14 protein-coding genes and 1 tRNA gene are annotated in these 21,323 nt (G+C 40.4%); 9 read left to right on the forward strand and 6 right to left on the reverse strand.

What is annotated here, in order from left to right:
* Window positions 1-37: 37 nt before the first annotated feature.
* Genes HT724_RS03435 through HT724_RS03445 form a run of 3 tightly spaced genes read right to left on the reverse strand, consistent with a single transcriptional unit; the run spans window position 38 to window position 2,883 of the window.
* The gene (locus tag HT724_RS03435; RefSeq protein WP_173276236.1) at window positions 38-1,276 is read right to left on the reverse strand and encodes an NAD(P)H-dependent oxidoreductase; all 1,239 of its coding nucleotides are present in this window, start codon (window positions 1,274-1,276) and stop codon (window positions 38-40) included.
* Between the two features lie 18 nt (window positions 1,277-1,294).
* On the reverse strand, window positions 1,295-1,900 hold the full coding sequence (locus HT724_RS03440; protein WP_049511449.1) for an NADPH-dependent FMN reductase: 606 nt from the start codon (window positions 1,898-1,900) through the stop codon (window positions 1,295-1,297).
* 59 nt (window positions 1,901-1,959) lie between these two features.
* Window positions 1,960-2,883: an FAD:protein FMN transferase gene (locus HT724_RS03445; RefSeq protein ID WP_173276235.1), complete on the reverse strand. Its 924-nt coding sequence runs from the start codon at window positions 2,881-2,883 to the stop codon at window positions 1,960-1,962.
* Between the two features lie 294 nt (window positions 2,884-3,177).
* Here HT724_RS03445 and HT724_RS03450 point away from each other — a divergent pair, with 294 nt between their 5' ends.
* The 4 genes from HT724_RS03450 to HT724_RS03465 all read left to right on the forward strand — a co-directional run bounded on the left by HT724_RS03450 (window position 3,178) and on the right by HT724_RS03465 (window position 8,466).
* The gene (locus tag HT724_RS03450; protein WP_173276234.1) at window positions 3,178-4,557 is read left to right on the forward strand and encodes an FAD-dependent oxidoreductase; all 1,380 of its coding nucleotides are present in this window, start codon (window positions 3,178-3,180) and stop codon (window positions 4,555-4,557) included.
* Between the two features lie 151 nt (window positions 4,558-4,708).
* Window positions 4,709-5,584: a pyridoxal 5'-phosphate synthase lyase subunit PdxS gene (pdxS, locus tag HT724_RS03455; protein ID WP_000138526.1), complete on the forward strand. Its 876-nt coding sequence runs from the start codon at window positions 4,709-4,711 to the stop codon at window positions 5,582-5,584.
* On the forward strand, window positions 5,585-6,172 hold the full coding sequence (gene pdxT, locus HT724_RS03460; RefSeq protein ID WP_173276233.1) for a pyridoxal 5'-phosphate synthase glutaminase subunit PdxT: 588 nt from the start codon (window positions 5,585-5,587) through the stop codon (window positions 6,170-6,172).
* 959 nt (window positions 6,173-7,131) lie between these two features.
* Entirely contained in the window at window positions 7,132-8,466 is a 1,335-nt protein-coding gene (locus HT724_RS03465) for an Nramp family divalent metal transporter (protein ID WP_155459215.1), read from the forward strand.
* Between the two features lie 78 nt (window positions 8,467-8,544).
* On the opposite strand, the gene HT724_RS03470 is transcribed toward HT724_RS03465, so the two are convergent.
* Window positions 8,545-8,632 (reverse strand) — tRNA-Ser (locus tag HT724_RS03470).
* Window positions 8,633-8,793: 161 nt separating this feature from the next.
* Here HT724_RS03470 and HT724_RS03475 point away from each other — a divergent pair.
* The 4 genes from HT724_RS03475 to HT724_RS03490 all read left to right on the forward strand — a co-directional run bounded on the left by HT724_RS03475 (window position 8,794) and on the right by HT724_RS03490 (window position 14,780).
* Window positions 8,794-9,534 (forward strand): DeoR/GlpR family DNA-binding transcription regulator, encoded by a 741-nt coding sequence (locus HT724_RS03475; protein ID WP_173250058.1) that lies wholly within the window; start codon window positions 8,794-8,796, stop codon window positions 9,532-9,534.
* Window positions 9,531-10,442 carry a 1-phosphofructokinase gene (pfkB, locus tag HT724_RS03480; RefSeq protein WP_173276232.1) on the forward strand — a complete coding sequence of 304 codons (912 nt, stop codon included), beginning with the start codon at window positions 9,531-9,533 and terminating at the stop codon, window positions 10,440-10,442. Before HT724_RS03475 ends, pfkB begins: the two co-directional genes overlap by 4 nt.
* On the forward strand, window positions 10,439-12,391 hold the full coding sequence (locus tag HT724_RS03485; RefSeq protein ID WP_173276231.1) for a fructose-specific PTS transporter subunit EIIC: 1,953 nt from the start codon (window positions 10,439-10,441) through the stop codon (window positions 12,389-12,391). Before pfkB ends, HT724_RS03485 begins: the two co-directional genes overlap by 4 nt.
* Window positions 12,392-12,476: 85 nt before the next feature.
* Window positions 12,477-14,780, forward strand: a complete 2,304-nt coding sequence (locus HT724_RS03490; protein WP_345890306.1) for a DNA translocase FtsK — start codon at window positions 12,477-12,479, stop codon at window positions 14,778-14,780.
* 294 nt (window positions 14,781-15,074) lie between these two features.
* Here HT724_RS03490 and HT724_RS03495 read toward each other — a convergent pair whose 3' ends face one another.
* Window positions 15,075-15,545: an arginine repressor gene (locus tag HT724_RS03495; RefSeq protein WP_173276229.1), complete on the reverse strand. Its 471-nt coding sequence runs from the start codon at window positions 15,543-15,545 to the stop codon at window positions 15,075-15,077.
* Window positions 15,546-15,561: 16 nt separating this feature from the next.
* The gene (locus HT724_RS03500) at window positions 15,562-17,835 is read right to left on the reverse strand and encodes a Xaa-Pro dipeptidyl-peptidase (RefSeq protein ID WP_173276228.1); all 2,274 of its coding nucleotides are present in this window, start codon (window positions 17,833-17,835) and stop codon (window positions 15,562-15,564) included.
* Between the two features lie 345 nt (window positions 17,836-18,180).
* On the opposite strand from HT724_RS03500, the gene HT724_RS03505 reads away from it, so the two are divergent.
* Window positions 18,181-21,282 carry a DNA polymerase III subunit alpha gene (locus HT724_RS03505; protein ID WP_173276227.1) on the forward strand — a complete coding sequence of 1,034 codons (3,102 nt, stop codon included), beginning with the start codon at window positions 18,181-18,183 and terminating at the stop codon, window positions 21,280-21,282.
* Window positions 21,283-21,323 lie beyond the last annotated feature (41 nt).

Consider the following 21,323-nt stretch of genomic DNA (forward strand, 5'->3'; position numbering starts at 1 on the left):
CCAAAAAAGGAACCATAAAGGTTCCTAAAAACTATCATTAGTAACTTGCACCGGCTGTAGCGTCTGCGCCACCACCGTGGCCTCCAGCATCACCTGCATCAGAAGCTCCAGATGTTGCATCTGCTCCGCCATGTCCTCCAGCAGGAGCTGCAGCATTTCCACCAACTAGACGTTGACCAGTTGTTTCTAAGTACCAATCAAGCCATGGTTGGAAATTAAAGATAATTTCATTAATTCCAGCATATGAACCATCTGGGTAGTACATTGCCTTGTAGTTATGTGTATTAATAACACCTTCTGGTGTTCCTGGTACAATTGTACGGACATATTCTTGATCTCCGTTACGTAGTACACCGACAACCCATTCAACGTTTTTCATTCTTGCAGGTGGTAGAGAAGCATGTACTGTTCCTAGTCGGCTACCTGCTTGAACGCGCACACGTTTACCATACATTGTGTTTGGATCTTGGTGGGCGTTATTGTAGTACAAGAATTGGTTATTATCATCCGCATATGTCAACTCAAATGGCATTGCCTTCAAGAACATATCAATTTGGTTAACTGTCAAGATACCGTGGTCTAATTTAACGTAAGTATCTCCAGAAACAGCTCCAACAAGCTCAGCTGCTTTTTCTACCCATTCAGGATCATCAGGGTCAACTCCTTGAATGGTAGTTGCGATTGGATTTGTACAATATAAATCTTCTGGTGCGATTGGTTTTGGTTTTTTCAATTTTGAAACGACTCCCACATATTTTACAAAGTTGTCTAAACATGTTTCAAGGAAATTAACAGTTCCTTCATTTGTGATATTTCCATCAACATCAAAGGCTTCTTTGGCTTTACCAAGAAGGAATTCGTTACCAGGAAGTGTGTAGGCATTGACACCTGGAGCGTCAAGAATCTTACGAAGGTGAACTTGGGCACGAGAAGTACCTTGGTCATAGTAAGATGCTCCCACAATCATGACTGGTTTGTTTTCAAATGGATGAACTTCGTATGAAAGCCATTCAAGAACAGATTTAAGAGAAGCTGAGATTGTGTGGTTGTGCTCAGGAGTAGCGATGATGACACCATCAGCACGCGTAATTTTGTTATATAAATAACGTAATTGGAAACTTTCATCCCATTTTTCGTCTTGGTTAAACATTGGAACTTCGTCAATTTCGAGAACTTCTAATTCAAATTTGAGTTTGAAGTGGCGACGGATAAATTCCAAGAGCTTACGGTTATATGATTGATCGTAGTTTGATCCTACAAGTCCAACAAATTTCATTCTTTTTGGTCTCCTATCTTACAAATTTTCCCAGTCAAAGTCTTCAGCATCTTTGCGAAGTAGAGCTTGTGCATTGCGCAATTTTTCTGTGATTTTTACAAAGATACGGAAGTCGTCAAAAGTAGCATCCAGTTTTTTGATAACATCAAGATCTACTAGGTCTCCGCTTGGGTTGAAGGCTTGAAGAGAATGTGAAAGCAAGAATTCATCTGGAAGGACACTTGCTTTAATTTCTGGAGCATTCAAGATTTGGCGAAGTTGCATTTGAGCACGTGATGAACCAAGCGTACCGTAAGAAGCACCAGTAATCATGATTGGCTTGTTCAAAAGTGGGTAAATACCATATGACAACCAAGCAAGAGCGCTCATCAAAACAGCTGGGATAGAGTGGTCATACTCAGGAGTACCGATAATAACGCCATCTGCCTCTTCGATTTTAGCAGCAATTTCCAATATTTCAGCAGGTACTTGCTTGTCAGCTGGTTTATTGAAGACAGGAATGTCTTTGATTTCAACAAGTTCAATTTCAGCTTTTTCAGCAAAGTGTTTTTGCATGTATTGAAGCAATTGACGGTTTGTAGAACGTTTTGAATTTGTTCCAACAATAGCAATAAGTTTTAACATGAGATTTCCTTTCTCTTTTTACATAATACAATTTTAAAACTCTATTGAAACAGTTGTCTCTATAGAGTAGGAATTCCTGAAGAACAGCTTAGATGACCTTCCTTATCAATCAGAATCGCTTCGATTCCCTCCAAACTTTCGACTTGCCAAAGGATAGAAGCAGGTCTTTCTCCAAAGAGTCGAGTTGTCCAGATTTCACCATCAACTGACTTATCAGAGATGATTGTGAGACTAGCGAGTTCTGTTTCAACAGGATATCCTGTCTGGCTGTCAAAAATGTGATGGTAATCTTGTCCATCGACGGTCAGGTGACGTTCATAAATACCTGAAGTCACGACAGATTGATTGACAACGGGGATGGTCATTAAGTGATTTCCCCTCGGATTGGCTGGGTCTTGAATCCCGATTTGCCAAGGTTTATCCCCTCTTGCCTGATTTTTTCCAATGGTCAGGATATTCCCTCCCAGATTGATCAAGGCAGATGTCACTCCCTCTTCTCTCAGAAATTGGGCAACTTTATCCGCACTATAACCTTTGGCTAGACAACCAAGATCGATCTTCATTCCTTTCTGTTTCAAGAACACAGTGGAAGCAGAAGAATCTAACTCGATATAGTAAGGATTGATTAGAGGTAGCACCGATTCAATTTCTTGAGGTTGGGCCACTTTGGCATCTGAAAAACCGATGCGCCAGGTTTGAATTAGGGGACCAATGCTGATATTGAGATGGCTAGAGGGTGCTAGGCTATGCTCTAACCCAAGTGAAATCAGTTCAAACAGGTCTGGATGAACTTTGACTGGAGTTATTCCAGCTTGATGATTGATTTCCATCAACTCAGATTCCTGACTATTGGCATTGAAGCGGTATTCTAGCGTTTTGAGCAAGTCAAAGGATTTTTGGAGCAAGCTATCGGCTCGCTCATCTACTAATGAAATAGTGATAGTAGTCCCCATTAGCCGTTCGGAATGTGAACTCAGAGGCAAGCTACCAACTCCTTTCTCTTGTAGAAAATAAGTTGTAATATCAAGCAATTATCTAAATTGAAGCCCTTACATTTTATTTTCACGTTATTAGAATACCATAAAGTTAGACTTTTCACAAATAAAATTTGGAAAAAGTCAAGAAATATGCTCATAAAATTCATGAGGCTTGAAATCAGGATAAATGGGGAATTATTTTTGATAAAAAATGCTGAAATAATAGGAAAACCCTTGTAAACGCTAACAGTAAATGTTATACTAGAAGGGTAAATTTAAAATTGAAGGTAGGAATTTTTTATGAGTAAAATCGTTGTAGTCGGTGCTAACCACGCTGGTACAGCATGTATCAATACCATGTTGGATAATTTTGGAAATGAGAACGAAATTGTTGTATTTGACCAAAACTCTAACATCTCATTCCTAGGATGTGGAATGGCTCTTTGGATTGGTGAACAAATTGACGGTGCTGAAGGCTTGTTCTATTCTGATAAAGAAAAATTAGAAGCTAAAGGTGCTAAGGTTTACATGAACTCACCAGTTCTTTCAATCGACTATGATAACAAAGTAGTTACAGCGGAAGTTGAAGGAAAAGAGCACAAAGAATCATACGAAAAATTGATTTTCGCTACAGGTTCTACACCAATCTTGCCACCGATCGAAGGTGTTGAAATTGTTAAGGGTAACCGCGAATTCAAAGCGACTCTTGAAAATGTTCAATTTGTTAAGTTGTACCAAAACGCAGAAGAAGTCATCGAAAAACTTGCTGACAAGAGCAAACACCTAGATCGCATCGCTGTTGTTGGTGGTGGTTATATCGGTGTTGAACTTGCTGAAGCCTTCGAGCGTCTTGGAAAAGAGGTTGTCCTTGTTGACATCGTTGATACTGTCTTGAACGGTTACTATGACAAAGACTTCACACAAATGATGGCGAAGAACTTGGAAGACCACAATATCCGCTTGGCACTTGGTCAAACTGTTAAAGCAATCGAAGGTGACGGTAAAGTTGAACGCTTGATTACTGACAAAGAAAGCTTTGATGTGGATATGGTTGTTCTTGCAGTTGGTTTCCGTCCAAACACGTCACTTGCTGATGGTAAGATTGAACTCTTCCGCAACGGTGCTTTCCTTGTAGATAAGAAACAAGAAACTTCAATTCCAGGTGTATTTGCAGTTGGTGACTGTGCGACTGTCTATGACAACGCTCGTAAAGACACTAGCTACATTGCCCTTGCTTCAAATGCTGTTCGTACTGGTATCGTTGGTGCCTACAATGCTTGTGGCCATGAATTGGAAGGTATCGGTGTTCAAGGTTCAAACGGTATCTCTATCTACGGTCTTCACATGGTTTCAACTGGTTTGACTCTTGAAAAAGCGAAAGCTGCTGGTTACAATGCGACTGAAACAGGCTTTAACGATCTTCAAAAACCAGAATTCATGAAACATGACAACCATGAAGTAGCAATCAAGATTGTCTTTGACAAAGATAGCCGTGAAATTCTTGGTGCACAAATGGTTTCACACGATTCTGCAATCAGTATGGGAATCCACATGTTCTCACTTGCTATCCAAGAGCATGTAACAATTGATAAATTGGCATTGACAGACCTCTTCTTCTTGCCACACTTCAACAAACCATACAACTACATCACAATGGCTGCTCTTACAGCTGAAAAATAAAAATGAATGAGCTATCTGGCCTTAAGTTAAGGTCAGATAATTTTTTAGATAATCTATACCCATACAATTACGATTTTTTTATCTTGTGATTCATTCTAATCTAACTTAAAATGAAATGGTAGCTACCAATACAAATAATGAGGATAAAGAAATGACTGAAAATCGTTATGAATTAAATAAAAACTTGGCGCAGATGCTCAAAGGTGGGGTTATCATGGACGTTCAAAATCCTGAACAGGCCCGTATTGCAGAGGCTGCTGGTGCGGCAGCTGTTATGGCCTTGGAGAGGATTCCAGCTGATATTCGTGCAGCTGGTGGAGTTTCCCGCATGAGTGATCCAAAGATGATTAAGGAAATCCAAGAAGCGGTTAGTATTCCAGTAATGGCTAAGGTCAGAATCGGGCATTTTGTGGAAGCTCAAATTTTAGAGGCTATTGAAATTGACTATATCGATGAGAGTGAGGTTTTATCTCCAGCTGACGACCGTTTCCATGTGGACAAAAAAGAATTCCAAGTTCCTTTTGTATGTGGGGCTAAGGACTTGGGTGAAGCCTTGCGTCGTATCGCTGAAGGTGCTTCTATGATTCGTACAAAAGGAGAACCGGGTACAGGAGATATTGTCCAAGCTGTTCGTCATATGCGTATGATGAATCAGGAAATTCGCCGTATTCAAAACCTACGTGAGGACGAACTTTATGTTGCTGCCAAGGAATTGCAAGTCCCTGTAGAATTGGTTCAATACGTCCATGAACATGGGAAATTGCCAGTTGTAAACTTTGCGGCTGGAGGCGTTGCAACGCCAGCAGATGCGGCGTTAATGATGCAATTAGGGGCAGAAGGTGTATTTGTCGGTTCAGGTATTTTCAAGTCAGGAGATCCTGTTAAACGAGCGAGCGCCATTGTTAAGGCTGTGACTAATTTCAGAAATCCTCAAATCCTAGCTCAAATCTCTGAAGATTTAGGAGAAGCCATGGTTGGTATCAATGAAAATGAGATCCAAATTCTCATGGCTGAGCGAGGAAAATAGATGAAAATCGGAATATTGGCCTTGCAAGGGGCCTTTGCAGAACATGCAAAAGTGCTAGATCAATTAGGTGTTGAGAGTGTAGAAATCAGAAATTTAGAGGATTTTCAGAAATCTCAGAGTGACATGTCGGGTTTGATTTTGCCTGGTGGTGAGTCTACAACCATGGGCAAGCTCTTACGAGACCAGGATATGTTGCTTCCTATCCGAGAAGCCATTCTATCTGGTTTACCAGCCTTTGGGACCTGTGCAGGCTTAATTTTGCTGGCTAAGGAAATTACTTCTCAGGACGAGAGTCATCTAGGAACTATGGATATGGTGGTCGAGCGCAATGCCTATGGGCGCCAATTAGGAAGTTTCTACACGGAAGCAGAATGTAAGGGAGTCGGTCAGATTTCAATGACCTTTATCCGAGGTCCAATTATCAGCAGTGTTGGAGAAGATGTAGAAATTCTAGCAACAGTGGACAATCAAATCGTTGCAGCTCAAGAAAAAAATATGTTGGTAACTTCTTTTCATCCAGAATTGACTGATGATGTTCGCTTGCACCAGTACTTTATCAATATGTGTGACAAAAAGATAGTGGAATAAAAAGTGATAAATCAAGTTTCGATTCGCTTTTTCCAAAGAATCATTTTTTAAGTCATCTGACAGTATTCTGTGATTTTAGAGTTATTTACGATAAATTAGAAAAGAATGATTGTTTTGACTTAGGGCATAAAGCTTATATGCTGAATATAGTGTTCAAGTATCTTTTATTGGGAGCACTTTAGAGGATGGAGTTAAAATACTATTCTATACTCCTTAATACTCTTCGACAATCTCTTCAAACCACGTCAGCTTTATCCGCAACCTCAAAGCGGTGCTTTGAGCAACCTGCGGTTAGCTTCCTAGTTAGCTCTTTGATTTTCATTGAATATATAGTGGTTTGAAATAAGATGTGTGCAACTTGATTAGGGAAATCAAATTAATTTCTAGAAATGTTTTAGTATCCACGATGTACTATTCTAGTTTCAATTTACTATAAAAATGATGTATGGGATTGGTCAAAAAGAACACTTTGAAAATAGCAAAAAACGAGTATCTCTACAGATGGAGATACTCGTTCTATTATGTATAAAGCTATGAGTCTGTCGTCCTACGTAAGGTGCGCGTCGAAGGTTATACCTAAAAAACTCCAAACGCGATACAATAAAGGGGATTAAGCCAATTCTAAAGATTTTTTAAGAGGTAAGTGATGAGTTAAGATCAATGGTGTTTTAACAAGGTGAAAAGGGTCAGTACATTTTACAACGTTTTTTATTTTATTCCTTGGTATTCTTTTGCAAAAAAAGATACAACATTTTGTTGTATCCTAAATATTAAATCAAGTCCTGAATTTTCTTAAGTTTTTATCATATTTTCTGTTATAATTAAGGTGCCTTAAGAAAAATAATGAAAAAACTAAATGTTTTTCATATAGTTTTCATTGTTTTAATAGTTTAAAGTCAATCTTATTTTTCTCTAATAGAAAATAATGAAAAAGTAGGTTTAGAAAGAGGTAAGTATCTATGTCTTCTCATAAAAAAGTGTCACTCTCTGAGATTAATCAATCTATCGATACTCCAAATAACAATCATTTCTGGCAAAATTTAAAGGCCTTTTTAGGTCCGGGTGCTCTTGTCGCAGTTGGTTATATGGATCCAGGAAACTGGATTACCAGTGTAGTCGGTGGTGCTTCCTATAAGTATAGTCTCTTGTTTGTTATCTTGATTTCATCTCTCATTGCCATGCAACTTCAGCAGATGGCAGGAAAGCTTGGTATTGTAACCCAGATGGACCTGGCTCAAGCAACGGCTCATCATTCACCTAAATGGCTTCGTTATAGTCTATGGGTGATTTTAGAATTAGCCTTGATGGCGACAGATCTGGCAGAAGTTCTAGGTTCAGCGATTGCTCTCAATCTTCTCTTTAAGATTCCGATTATGATAGCCATCCTCTTGACCGTGTTGGATGTTTTTCTCTTATTGCTTCTGATGAAATTTGGCTTTAAGAAGATTGAAGCTATTGTGACAACACTGATTTTAACCATTCTAGCAATTTTTACCTATCTTGTAGCCTTGTCACATCCAAGCTTCCAAGGAATCGTTGAGGGTTATCTACCGAATGCAACCTTATTTAAAAGTCCTTTGCCAGGGCATGAAAGTCAATTAACCTTGGCACTAGGGATCGTGGGAGCAACTGTTATGCCTCATAACCTCTATTTGCATTCATCCTTGTCACAGACTCGTAAAATCAATCACAAGGACAAAAATGATGTTCGAAAAGCCGTACGCTTTATGACCTGGGATTCTAATCTCGAGTTATCCTTGGCCTTTGTCGTTAACTCCCTTCTTTTGATCTTAGGAGCGGCTCTCTTTTTCGGCCATGCATCCGAGATTTCTGCCTTCTCTCAAATGTATAATGCCTTGCAGGATTCTACTATTGCAGGAGCTATAGCTAGCTCGACCTTATCAACCTTGTTTGCCTTGGCTTTATTAGCCAGTGGTCAGAATTCGACAATTACGGGTACCTTGACTGGACAAATCGTTATGGAAGGTTTCTTGCATATGAGATTGCCTCAATGGTTCATTCGTTTGGCGACTCGCCTCTTTGCCTTGCTACCTGTCATGATAGTTGCAGTTCTGTTTGGTCATCAGGAAAAAACCTTGGATCAGTTATTGGTCTATTCACAGGTCTTTCTTTCAATCGCTCTTCCGTTTTCAATCTTCCCTTTGATTTATTTAACTTCTAAGAAATCACTGATGGGCGAATTTACCAATGCTAAATGGAATACCATCCTTGGTTATATTGTTTCCATTATCTTAACAATTCTCAATGTGAAATTGTTATTTGATATTTTCTAAGAAATTCACCCGAGTTATAAAACAAGCATATAAGAAAAAAGATACCCAAGATTTCTTGGGTATCTTTTTTAAAATAAACGGAAGACATGGGATTCGAACCCACGCACGCTGTTACACGCCTACCGCGTTTCCAACACGGCCTCTTAAGCCTCTTGAGTAATCTTCCAATACTTACTCAAATAGTTTACCATAAAGATACTTATCTTGCAATAAAAATTCTGAAAATAAGAAAAATGATAGAATTTGATAGAAAATGATAAAAAACGCTTGACTTTGAAAGAAAGTGTGATAGAATGAATAGTGTAAACGATAACAGGAGGTGATTCGGTGTTAAAAACAGAACGTAAACAACTGATTTTAGAGGAGTTAAATCAACATCATGTAGTTTCTCTAGAAAAATTAGTTAGTTTGCTAGAGACCTCAGAATCAACGGTTCGAAGAGACTTAGATGAGTTGGAAGCAGAAAACAAGCTTCGTCGCGTGCATGGTGGAGCAGAATTACCCCACTCCTTGCAGGAAGAAGAAACCATTCAAGAAAAATCTGTCAAAAACCTTCAAGAGAAGAAGTTACTTGCTCAGAAGGCGGCCTCTCTTATCAAGGAACAAGATGTCATCTTTATCGATGCTGGAACAACGACAGCCTTTTTGATTCATGAATTGGTCAATAAGAATGTTACAGTCGTGACCAACTCCATTCACCATGCTGCTCAGTTGGTTGAAAAGCAGATTCCAACGGTCATGGTTGGAGGAAGTGTCAAGATGGCGACAGATGCTAGCATCGGGGGCGTTGCTCTTAACCAGATTAACCAATTGCACTTTGACCGTGCCTTTATCGGGATGAATGGTGTGGACGATGGCTATTATACGACTCCTGATATGGAGGAGGGAGCTGTGAAGCGTGCTATTTTAGAGAATGCCAAACAGACCTATGTCTTGGTGGATTCGTCTAAGATTGGACAAACTTGCTTTGCCAAGGTAGCACCACTCAAACGCGCTATTGTTATCACAAGTCAAGGGCATGATCTCTTGCAGGTTATTAAGGAGAAAACGGAGGTAATAGAAGTATGATTTATACAGTCACACTCAATCCATCCATTGACTATATCGTTCGTTTGGACCAAGTCCAAGTCGGTAGTGTCAATCGTATGGACAGTGATGATAAGTTTGCTGGTGGGAAAGGAATCAATGTCAGTCGTGTCTTGAAACGCTTGGGTATTCCAAATACAGCGACTGGATTTATCGGTGGCTTTACTGGTAAATTTATCACAGATACTTTGGCTGATGAAGAAATCGAGACACGTTTTGTCCAAGTGGCAGAAGATACTCGTATCAATGTTAAAATCAAAGCAGACCAAGAAACAGAAATCAACGGAACGGGTCCAAATGTGGAACCAGCTCAGCTAGAAGAATTGAAAGCTATTTTATCTAGTCTGACAGCAGAAGATACGGTTGTGTTTGCGGGTTCAAGTGCTAAAAATCTAGGCAATGTCATCTATAAGAATTTGATTGCCTTGACGCGTCAAACGGGTGCGCAAGTGGCTTGTGACTTTGAAGGACAGACCTTGATTGATAGTTTGGAACACCAGCCACTTTTGGTCAAACCAAACAATCATGAACTTGGAGCTATTTTTGGGGTTGAACTCGATAGTTTAGATGAAATTGAAAAATATGCTCGAGAATTGCTGGCTAAAGGTGCTCAAAACGTTATTATCTCTATGGCTGGGGACGGTGCCCTTCTTGTCACATCTGAGGGAGCTTACTTCGCTAAACCAATCAAAGGGACAGTCAAAAATTCAGTCGGAGCTGGTGATTCTATGGTTGCCGGATTCACAGGTGAATTTGTCAAATCAAAAGACGCAGTAGAATCCTTCAAATGGGGAGTGGCTTGCGGAACGGCAACCACCTTCTCAGATGATTTGGCAACAGCAGAATTTATTAAAGAAACATATGAAAAAGTTGAGGTAGAAAAACGATGAAAATTCAAGACCTATTGAGAAAAGATGTTATGTTGCTGGATTTGCAGGCAACTGAAAAAACAGCTGTCATTGAAGAGATGATTAAAAGTTTGACAGAGCACGGTTATGTGACAGATTTTGAAACCTTTAAAGAAGGCATTTTGGCGCGTGAAGCCTTGACTTCTACTGGTTTAGGAGATGGTATCGCAATGCCTCACAGCAAAAACGCTGCTGTCAAAGAAGCGACAGTTCTCTTTGCTAAGTCAAACAAGGGTGTTAATTACGAAAGTTTAGATGGGCAACCAACCGACCTCTTTTTTATGATTGCAGCTCCAGAAGGTGCCAATGATACCCACTTGGCAGCCTTGGCAGAATTGTCTCAATACTTGATGAAAGACGGTTTTGCTGACAAACTTCGTCAAGCAACATCAGCTGACCAAGTCATTGAACTTTTTGACCAAGCTTCAGAAAAAACTGAAGAGCCTGTTCAAGCGCCTGCCAATGAAACTGGTGACTTTATCGTAGCTGTTACAGCTTGTACAACAGGTATTGCCCACACTTACATGGCCCAAGAAGCTCTTCAAAAAGTGGCTGCTGAAATGGGTGTTGGAATTAAGGTCGAAACCAACGGTGCTAGTGGTGTTGGAAATCAACTAACTGTAGAAGATATCCGCAAGGCTAAAGCTGTTATCATCGCAGCAGACAAGGCCGTTGAAATGGATCGTTTCGATGGCAAACCATTGATCAATCGTCCAGTTGCTGACGGTATCCGTAAGACAGAAGAGTTAATTAACTTGGCTCTTTCAGGAGATGCTGAAGTCTACCGTGCCGATAATGGTGCAAAAGCTGCAACAGCCTCTAACGAAAAACAAAGCCTTGGTGGTGCCTTCTACAAACACTTGATGAGTGGTGTTTCTCAAATGTTACCATTCGTTATCGGTGGTGGTATCATGATTGCCCTTGCCTTCTTGATTGACGGTGCTTTGGGTGTTCCAAATGAAAATCTTGGTAATCTTGGTTCCTATCATGAACTAGCTTCTATGTTCATGAAAATTGGTGGAGCTGCCTTTGGTTTGATGCTTCCAGTCTTTGCAGGTTATGTTGCCTACTCTATCGCTGAAAAACCAGGTTTGGTAGCAGGTTTCGTGGCTGGTGCTATTGCCAAAGAAGGTTTTGCCTTTGGTAAAATTCCTTATGCCGCAGGTGGTGAAGCAACTTCAACTCTTGCAGGTGTCTCATCTGGTTTCCTAGGTGCCCTTGTGGGTGGATTTATCGCAGGTGCTTTGGTTCTTGCTATCAAGAAATACGTTAAAGTTCCTCGTTCACTTGAAGGTGCTAAATCAATTCTTCTCTTACCACTTCTTGGAACAATCTTGACAGGATTTGTCATGCTAGCTGTGAATATCCCAATGGCAGCAATCAACACTGCTATGAATGACTTCCTAGGCGGTCTTGGTGGAGGTTCAGCTGTTCTCCTTGGTATCGTCCTTGGTGGAATGATGGCTGTTGACATGGGTGGACCAGTTAACAAAGCTGCCTATGTATTTGGTACAGGTACGCTTGCAGCAACTGTTTCTTCAGGTGGTTCTGTAGCCATGGCAGCAGTTATGGCTGGAGGAATGGTGCCGCCACTTGCCATCTTTGTCGCAACTCTTCTTTTCAAAGATAAATTTACTAAGGAAGAACGTAACTCTGGTTTGACAAACATCATCATGGGCTTGTCATTTATCACTGAGGGAGCGATTCCATTTGGTGCCGCTGACCCAGCTCGTGCGATTCCAAGTTTCATCCTTGGTTCAGCAGTAGCAGGTGGCCTCGTTGGTCTTACTGGTATCAAACTCATGGCGCCACACGGAGGAATCTTCGTTATTGCCCTTACTTCAAATGCTCTCCTTTACCTCGTTTCTGTCTTGGTAGGAGCAATCGTAAGTGGTGTAGTCTATGGTTACCTACGCAAACCCCAAGCATAAAAAATAGAAAAATGAAAAGATTGGACCGTTTGGTGCAGTCTTTTTCTCTTTCCGAAATGCCTGTGAAATATGGTATAATAGAAGAATGGCAAACAAGAATACAAGTAAAACAAGACGGAGACCGTCTAAAGCAGAACTCGAAAGAAAAGAAGCGATTCAACGAATGTTGATTTCATTAGGAATCGCGATTTTATTGGTTTTTGCAGCTTTTAAATTAGGGGCTGCGGGTATAACTCTTTACAATTTAATTCGCTTGCTGGTGGGTAGCCTAGCTTATCTGGCAATATTTGGTATCCTGCTCTACCTCTTCTTTTTCAAGTGGATACGAAAACAGGAAGGACTCCTATCAGGCTTTTTCACCATATTTGCTGGCTTGCTCTTGATTTTTGAGGCCTACTTGGTTTGGAAATATGGTTTGGATAAGTCGGTATTAAAAGGGACCATGGCTCAGGTTGTGACGGATTTGACTGGTTTTCGAACGACCAGTTTTGCTGGAGGGGGCTTGATTGGGGTCGCTCTTTATATTCCAACCGCCTTTCTCTTTTCAAATATCGGCACTTACTTTATTGGTTCAATCTTGATTTTAGTGGGTGCCCTCCTAGTCAGTCCTTGGTCTGTTTACGATATTGCTGAATTTTTCAGTAGAGGCTTTGCCAAATGGTGGGAAGGGCATGAGCGTCGAAAAGAGGAACGCTTTGTCAAACAAGAAGAAAAAGCTCGCCAAAAGGCTGAGGAAGAGGCTAGATTAGAACAAGAAAAGGCTGAAAAAGCCTTACTCGATTTGCCTCCTGTTGATATGGAAACGGGTGAAATTCTGATTGATGATGTTATGCTTGACATTCCTCCTGTTCCAGAAGAAGAGTGGGTGGAACCAGAAATCGTCCTGCCTCAAGCTGAACTTGAATTCCCTGAACAGGAAGATGGCTCTGACGATGAAGATGTTCAGGTCGATTTTTCAGCCAAGGAAGCCCTCGAATACAAACTTCCAAGCTTACAACTCTTTGCCCCAGATAAACCCAAAGACCAGTCTAAAGAGAAGAAAATCGTTCGGGAAAATATCAAAATTCTAGAAGAAACCTTTGCTAGCTTTGGTATTAAGGTAACAGTTGAACGGGCTGAAATTGGGCCATCAGTGACCAAGTATGAAGTCAAGCCAGCAGTGGGAGTACGGGTCAACCGAATTTCCAATCTAGCAGATGATCTCGCTCTAGCCTTGGCAGCCAAGGATGTCCGAATCGAAGCACCAATTCCTGGGAAATCTTTAGTGGGAATTGAGGTACCAAACTCTGAGATTGCGACAGTTTCTTTCCGAGAACTATGGGAACAATCGCAAACGAAAGCAGAAAATCTCTTGGAAATTCCTCTAGGAAAGGCGGTTAATGGCACTGCAAGAGCTTTTGACCTTTCCAAAATGCCCCACTTGCTAGTTGCAGGTTCAACGGGTTCTGGGAAGTCAGTAGCTGTTAACGGCATTATCGCTAGCATCCTCATGAAGGCGAGACCTGACCAAGTTAAATTTATGATGGTCGATCCCAAGATGGTTGAATTGTCTGTTTACAATGATATTCCCCACCTCTTGATTCCAGTCGTGACCAATCCACGTAAGGCCAGCAAGGCTTTGCAAAAGGTCGTGGATGAGATGGAAAATCGTTATGAACTCTTTGCCAAGGTGGGAGTTCGGAACATTGCAGGCTTTAATGCCAAGGTAGAAGAGTTCAATGCCCAGTCTGAGTACAAGCAGGTTCCGCTACCGCTCATTGTCGTGATTGTGGATGAGTTGGCTGACCTCATGATGGTTGCCAGCAAGGAAGTGGAAGACGCTATCATTCGTCTCGGACAGAAGGCACGTGCTGCCGGTATCCACATGATTCTTGCAACCCAGCGTCCATCCGTTGATGTCATATCTGGTTTGATCAAGGCCAATGTCCCATCTCGTGTCGCATTTGCGGTTTCATCAGGGACAGACTCCCGTACGATTTTGGATGAAAATGGAGCAGAAAAACTGCTTGGTCGAGGAGACATGCTCTTTAAACCGATTGATGAAAATCATCCAGTTCGTCTTCAAGGCTCCTTTATCTCGGATGACGATGTCGAACGTATCGTAAACTTTATCAAGGCTCAGGCAGATGCGGACTACGATGAGAGTTTTGATCCAGGTGAGGTTTCTGAAAATGAAGGAGAATTTTCAGATGGTGAATCTGGTGGGGATCCGCTTTTTGAAGAAGCCAAGGCTTTAGTCATCGAGACGCAGAAAGCCAGCGCATCTATGATTCAGCGTCGTTTATCAGTTGGATTTAACCGTGCGACCCGGCTTATGGAAGAACTTGAAATGGCAGGAGTCATTGGTCCAGCTGAAGGCACCAAGCCAAGAAAAGTTTTACAACAATAAATTTCTCTCTCTTATACGGAAATGTGAACCTGACGTGATTTGAAGAGATTTTTGAAGCGGTTTATCTATGATGTATAATTAATTGAATCTAAAATAGTACGAAACGACTTTTAAAGCATGAAATTGATTTGAATTCCCTAATAAATTTGTTCACATTTTATTCAAACACTATATCAAGCTGAAACAGGTTTAGAATTTCTTTTAGATATATGCAGACTCCCCCTGTAGTTTCTAGNNCTAGAAACTACAGGGGGAGCTTTTGTATTTGAGTACGAGATAGATTTCTCTTTCTGTTTATTCACCAAAGAAAAATGGTGGGGCGAATTTTTTCAGTTCTTCAAAGCACTTTTGAGCAGCATCTGTATCTTCACAGATGATAAGGCAAACATCATCACCACAAAGGGTTGCGATAATATATTGGAAATCAAGAGCATCAATAATTGTAGCGAACGATTGTGCTAGACCAGGAAGAGTTTTGAGTAGGACTTGGTGCTGAATAGGTCGCAACATGATGAGGGCATCTTCCATATAGTTTTCCAAACGTTTTTCCCATTTTGAGATAGAACCTGTATTAAGCACGTAGTAAGAGTTATCCTCTTCTCGGACTTTTGACAGGTTCATATTTTTGATGTCTCGTGAGAGAGTTGCCTGGGTAACTTGAATGTCGTTATCAGCCAGGAGGGACTGCAATTCAGCCTGTGTATGAATCTTGTTTTTTGCGACAAGAGCGCGTATGAGTTGGTGGCGGTGTTCTGATTTATTCATAATAATGTAACTCCTTTTAGCAAGGTATGGTAAGCGTGGACTGAGCGAGGTCGACAGTCAAGTGGTAAGAGGTATTGTCACGGATGGTGATTTCAAAGTCAGTCGTATAGAGGACTAAACGAAGAGTATCTCCTTCTTTTAGCTTATAAATAGTAGGTTGCAGTTCAAATTGCACATCCATCCATTCATCTGCAGTAATATCCTCTACTAACAGTAGATCAGTTCTATTTTGTAAATTAAGGTAGCCTTTTGTCACGACTCGTTGTGCATCTGGCCTAAATGGTAATTCACAGAGATTTTCCAACATGTAGTAGCGTCCATTATCAATGGTTCTAGCACCTAAAACAGCAGGATAAGGTTGTAGATATTTCTTCTGTCCAAATTCCAGTAGTTGAGCAGATAAGAGCCCCTTGTTTGTGCTGGATTTGATCCGAAGATTGAGTTGAGCTCGACCGTTCAAGTGAAGATCTTTGGTCACAGGAAGGTCAATAGTAATCTGATTGACTTTCCCTTGATAGAGTTCCGTATTGAAGGTCTGGTAGGTTTTACCATAGCGCTCAAAATCCTTATCTGAGTACTGGTTTTGAATAACTTGCTCTTCTTGACCAAGTGAGAAGGTTTCAAAGTTATCTTGCTCACCGAAGGTATCAAGTGATAACCAAGTCTGAGGAGCGGTATTGTCCTGCCAGATAATGGTCGGAAGCTGAAAATCTGTTTCTTGTTCCAATAATTTCTTGGTTAATAAGGCATTCATGGATTCACGGAAGTCAATTGATTGCCAATTGTTCATGTAAACATGGGCACCATTATGGAAAAAGAGATGCTTGTTGATATGTGCAGGAAGAGCATGGAACATCTGGTAAACATGAAGTGGTTTGACATTCCAATCCTGTGAACCGTGAGTAAAGACAACCTCTGCTTTTACATTATGGGCATTGAGCAGATAGTTGCGATCATGCCAAAACTGGTTATAGTCGCCGGTCTTGCGATCCAGTTGCTCTTTTACTTTTTCTAAGTCAGCTTGGTGAACTTCATTGCCACGGATATAGTCGCCAGCCAAGAGATTACGAGAATAGGTTAACTCAGCAAGGGAGTCAAAGTCCTCACCTGGATAACCACCTGGACTAGTTACCAGACCGTTTTCACGGTAGTAGTTGTACCACGAAGAAATGCCTGCCTCGGCAATGATAACCTCTAAACCATCTACACCTGTAGTCGCAAGACCATTGGACATGGTACCTAGATAGGAAAGTCCAGTTGTGGCTACTTTTCCATTTGACCAATCAGCCTTGACTTGACGCTGGCGCGTGTGGTCGGTAAAGGCACGGCAACGACCATTAAGCCAATCAATGACATTTTTATAAGCCTCGATTTGCTGGTAGTCGCCATTAGTCATGAAACCAGTAGAGTCTCTGGTACCAACACCTGAAACATAGAGATTGGCAAAACCTCGTGGGAGGAAGTAGTCGTTGAGTGTATAGCTAGAGTTGATGTGACTTAGCTTTTCCTCAGCTTCTGACACAAGCTCAGCTTGGCCTTGAGGTTGGACGAGATTGAGTTGAGGTTCCTCTAGTTCAATCTTATGAGCAGGTTTAACCTCAAGCTCGCCCTCCATCTTGTAGAGAGCCTTATCGCTTGCCTTGTCATTTGTTCCCTGATGATAGGGACTGGCTGTCATGATGGCAGGGATTTTTCCATCAAAACGAGGACGAATAATGCTAACCTTGACTAAGTCTGGTAGACCTTTTTGGTCGGTATCGACACGAGACTCAACGTAAACGACTTCACGAATGACATCATGGCTAGAAAAAGTAGCCAAACTCTTGCCGTTAAAGTAGTGATAGTCATTATCCTCAGGGATAAGACTGTCGCTTACCAGTTGATCAATCAGGGTATTCCCTTTTTTGGTGCGAGTATTGAGTAACTGATAGAGATTTTCAATCAAGTCACCGTATACAATAGGAAATCCAGTCTCTTTACGAAAAGCTTCACTGTCTTCGAAGTCAATCAAATAAGAAAAGCCTAAAAGTTGAAAGGCGACAGTATAAAAAATATCTGCTGTCAAGTCTTTGTCAGATTTGAAAAAAGTTAATATGTTAGTTTCTTTATCTATAGCTAAGCAGGAGAGTGGATAGTCGGTGTTCTCATAAGTGAAAAAAAAGCGACGTAAAAAAGTTTCCAGTAATTCCTTGGGATTGGCTGTGTTTTGTAAATTAAAGCCACATTTTTTTAGTTCAGATAAGATATTTTCTTTTGGGAAAGTGATATAACTATATTGATTAAAACGCATAGAACCTCCATATAGAATGATAGTTAAGGTTATTATATCAAAAAAAAAGCAGAAAGGGAATTGTTAACTGTAAAAGGAAATAATCCAATAAAAATGAATAAAGTGCTAAATTCAATATAGAGAACAGTGTAATAATAGACATAATAGGTATAATATAAAAATTCTAGGAGATTTATATTATATGTTTTCTATTTTGTATATAATATAGTATAAATATAAAAAATGATGACAAAAATACAAATGGATAGAAAGTAAATTAGTAAGCTGATGAAATTTTTCTCAAGAGAAGCCTTTTATAGGTGAAAATGGTATAATATAGTGAGAAGGATAGAGGAGAAGTGTAAATTGATCGCACAACTAGATACAAAAACAGTCTATAGTTTTATGGAGAGCGTCATTTCGATTGACAAGTATGTGAGAGCAGCTAAAGAATACGGCTACACTCATCTGGCCATGATGGATATTGATAATCTTTACGGTGCTTTCGACTTTCTAGAGATTACAAAAAAATACGGTATTCATCCTTTACTAGGGCTTGAAATGACTGTATTTGTGGATGAGCAGGAAGTGAATTTGCGCTTTTTAGCTCTATCTAGTGTGGGCTATCAGCAGTTGATGAAGCTTTCAACAGCCAAGATGCAGGGTGAGAAAAGTTGGTCAGTCCTGTCCCAGTATCTGGAGGATATTGCGGTCATTATGCCTTATTTTGATGGACTGGAGTCGTTAGAACTAGGCTGTGATTACTATATTGGAGTTTATCCAGAAACACTGACAAGCGAATTTCATCATCCTATTTTGCCTCTTTATCGGGTCAACGCTTTTGAAAGCAGGGATAGAGAAGTTCTTCAAGTTTTAACAGCGATTAAAGAAAACCTACCGCTCAGAGAAGTTCCCTTGCGCTCACGACAAGATGTCCTTATATCAGCAAGTTCTTTAGAGAAATTATTCCAAGAACGTTTTCCTCAAGCCTTGGAAAACTTAGAAAAGCTTATTTCAGGTATTTCTTACGATTTGGATACTAGTTTGAAACTGCCTCGTTTTAATCCAGCTAGACCAGCAGTAGAAGAGTTGAGAGAGCGTGCTGAACTGGGACTTGCTCAGAAGGGGTTTTCTAGTAAAGAATATCAAGACCGTCTAGACCAAGAATTGGCTGTTATTCATGATATGGGCTTTGATGATTATTTCTTGGTTGTCTGGGATTTGCTGCGTTTTGGACGATTGAATGGCTACTATATGGGAATGGGACGGGGTTCAGCTGTTGGTAGTTTGGTTTCCTATGCTTTAAACATTACAGGGATTGACCCAGTAGAGAAAAATCTGATTTTTGAACGCTTTCTCAATCGTGAACGCTATACCATGCCTGATATTGATATTGATATCCCAGATATTTATCGTCCAGATTTTATCAGGTATGTTGGCAATAAATACGGCAGTAAGCATGCGGCTCAGATCGTTACTTTTTCTACCTTTGGTGCCAAGCAAGCTCTGCGTGATGTCTTGAAACGCTTTGGTGTTCCAGAGTATGAATTATCTGCAATTACCAAGAAAATCAGTTTTCGTGACAATCTCAAGTCGGCTTATGAGGGTAACCTCCAGTTTCGTCAGCAAATCAATAGTAAGTTAGAATACCAAAAAGCCTTTGAAATTGCCTGCAAGATTGAGGGATATCCAAGACAAACCTCTGTACATGCGGCTGGTGTTGTGATCAGTGACCAAGATTTGACCAATTACATCCCTCTAAAGCATGGTGACGAAATTCCACTGACTCAATATGATGCTCATGGAGTTGAAGCTAGTGGGCTTTTGAAGATGGATTTTCTGGGACTACGAAATTTGACCTTTGTCCAGAAGATGCAAGAGTTGCTTGCTGAAACAGAAGGGATTCACCTTAAAATTGAAGAAATCGATTTAGAAGATAAAGAAACGCTAGCTCTATTTGCCTCTGGCAATACAAAAGGTATCTTTCAATTTGAACAACCTGGTGCCATTCGCTTGCTCAAACGTGTGCAACCAGTCTGTTTTGAAGATGTCGTAGCAACTACTTCCCTAAATAGACCAGGTGCTAGTGACTACATCAATAATTTTGTAGCAAGAAAGCATGGGCAGGAAGAAGTGACTGTTCTGGATCCAGTACTGGAGGATATTTTGGCTCCAACTTACGGAATTATGCTCTATCAGGAGCAGGTTATGCAGGTTGCTCAGCGTTTTGCTGGATTTAGTCTTGGGAAGGCTGATATTTTGCGTCGAGCTATGGGGAAAAAGGATGCCTCTGCTATGCATGAGATGAGGGCTTCCTTTATTCAAGGCTCCATAGAAGCTGGTCATACTGCGGAAAAAGCAGAGCAGGTTTTTGATGTTATGGAGAAGTTTGCAGGTTATGGATTTAACAGGTCACATGCCTATGCCTACTCAGCCTTGGCCTTCCAGTTGGCTTATTTCAAAACGCATTATCCAGCCATTTTTTATCAGGTCATGTTGAATTCTGCCAACAGTGATTACTTAATAGATGCACTTGAAGCAGGTTTTGAAGTGGCGCCTCTGTCCATCAATACTATTCCCTATCACGATAAAATTGCCAACAAGTCTATCTATCTAGGTTTGAAATCGATTAAGGGAGTCAGCAAGGATTTGGCACTTTGGATTCTTGAAAATAGACCTTATTCTAACATTGAAGATTTTATAGCTAAATTACCTGATAATTATCTGAAACTTCCTCTGCTAGAACCTTTGGTAAAAGTTGGTCTTTTCGATTCATTTGAAAGAAATCGTCAAAAAGTATTCAATAATTTAGTTAATCTATTTGAATTTGTGAAAGAGTTAGGAAGTTTGTTTGGAGATACTATTTATAGTTGGCAGGAATCGGAAGATTGGACAGATCAAGAAAAATTCTATATGGAACAAGAGCTTTTAGGGATAGGTGTCAGCAAACATCCCCTACAAACTATCGCAAGTAAAGCTATTTACCCGATTACCCCAATTGGGAATTTGTCAGAAAATAGCTACGCTATTATTTTGGTTGAAGTTCAGAAAATAAAAGTAATTCGTACCAAAAAGGGCGAAAACATGGCTTTCTTACAGGTAGATGACAGTAAGAAAAAATTGGATGTCACTCTCTTTTCAGACTTATATCATCAGATTGGGCAGGAAATAAAAGAGGGAGCCTTCTACTATATAAAAGGAAAAATCCAGTCACGTGATGGTCGTCTGCAAATGATTGCACAAGAAATAAGAGAAGCAGTTGCTGAACGCTTTTGGATACAGGTGAAGAATCATGATTCGGATCAAGAAATTTCACGTATTTTAGACCAGTATAAAGGCCCAATCCCAGTCATCATCAGGTATGAAGAAGAACAGAAAACAATCGTTTCCCCTCATCATTTTGTAGCTAAATCCAATGAATTAGAAGCGAAATTGAATGAAATCGTTATGAAAACGATTTATCGCTAAAAATACGGAAAATAGAAGAATTTTAAAATCAAATGTGGTAT

This window comes from Streptococcus sp. k-402, assembly GCF_013277515.1.
Taxonomy (GTDB): Bacteria; Bacillota; Bacilli; order Lactobacillales; family Streptococcaceae; genus Streptococcus.

Excerpts from the sequence above, each read along its gene's own strand:
- HT724_RS03435 (WP_173276236.1), bottom strand. The coding sequence starts at position 1,276 with ATGAAATTTGTTGGACTTGTAGGATCAAACTACGATCAATCATATAAC.
- HT724_RS03440 (WP_049511449.1), bottom strand. The coding sequence starts at position 1,900 with ATGTTAAAACTTATTGCTATTGTTGGAACAAATTCAAAACGTTCTACA.
- HT724_RS03450 (WP_173276234.1), top strand. The coding sequence starts at position 3,178 with ATGAGTAAAATCGTTGTAGTCGGTGCTAACCACGCTGGTACAGCATGT.
- pdxS (WP_000138526.1), top strand. The coding sequence starts at position 4,709 with ATGACTGAAAATCGTTATGAATTAAATAAAAACTTGGCGCAGATGCTC.
- pdxT (WP_173276233.1), top strand. The coding sequence starts at position 5,585 with ATGAAAATCGGAATATTGGCCTTGCAAGGGGCCTTTGCAGAACATGCA.
- HT724_RS03465 (WP_155459215.1), top strand. The coding sequence starts at position 7,132 with ATGTCTTCTCATAAAAAAGTGTCACTCTCTGAGATTAATCAATCTATC.
- pfkB (WP_173276232.1), top strand. The coding sequence starts at position 9,531 with ATGATTTATACAGTCACACTCAATCCATCCATTGACTATATCGTTCGT.
- HT724_RS03485 (WP_173276231.1), top strand. The coding sequence starts at position 10,439 with ATGAAAATTCAAGACCTATTGAGAAAAGATGTTATGTTGCTGGATTTG.
- HT724_RS03490 (WP_345890306.1), top strand. The coding sequence starts at position 12,477 with ATGGCAAACAAGAATACAAGTAAAACAAGACGGAGACCGTCTAAAGCA.
- HT724_RS03495 (WP_173276229.1), bottom strand. The coding sequence starts at position 15,545 with ATGAATAAATCAGAACACCGCCACCAACTCATACGCGCTCTTGTCGCA.
- HT724_RS03500 (WP_173276228.1), bottom strand. The coding sequence starts at position 17,835 with ATGCGTTTTAATCAATATAGTTATATCACTTTCCCAAAAGAAAATATC.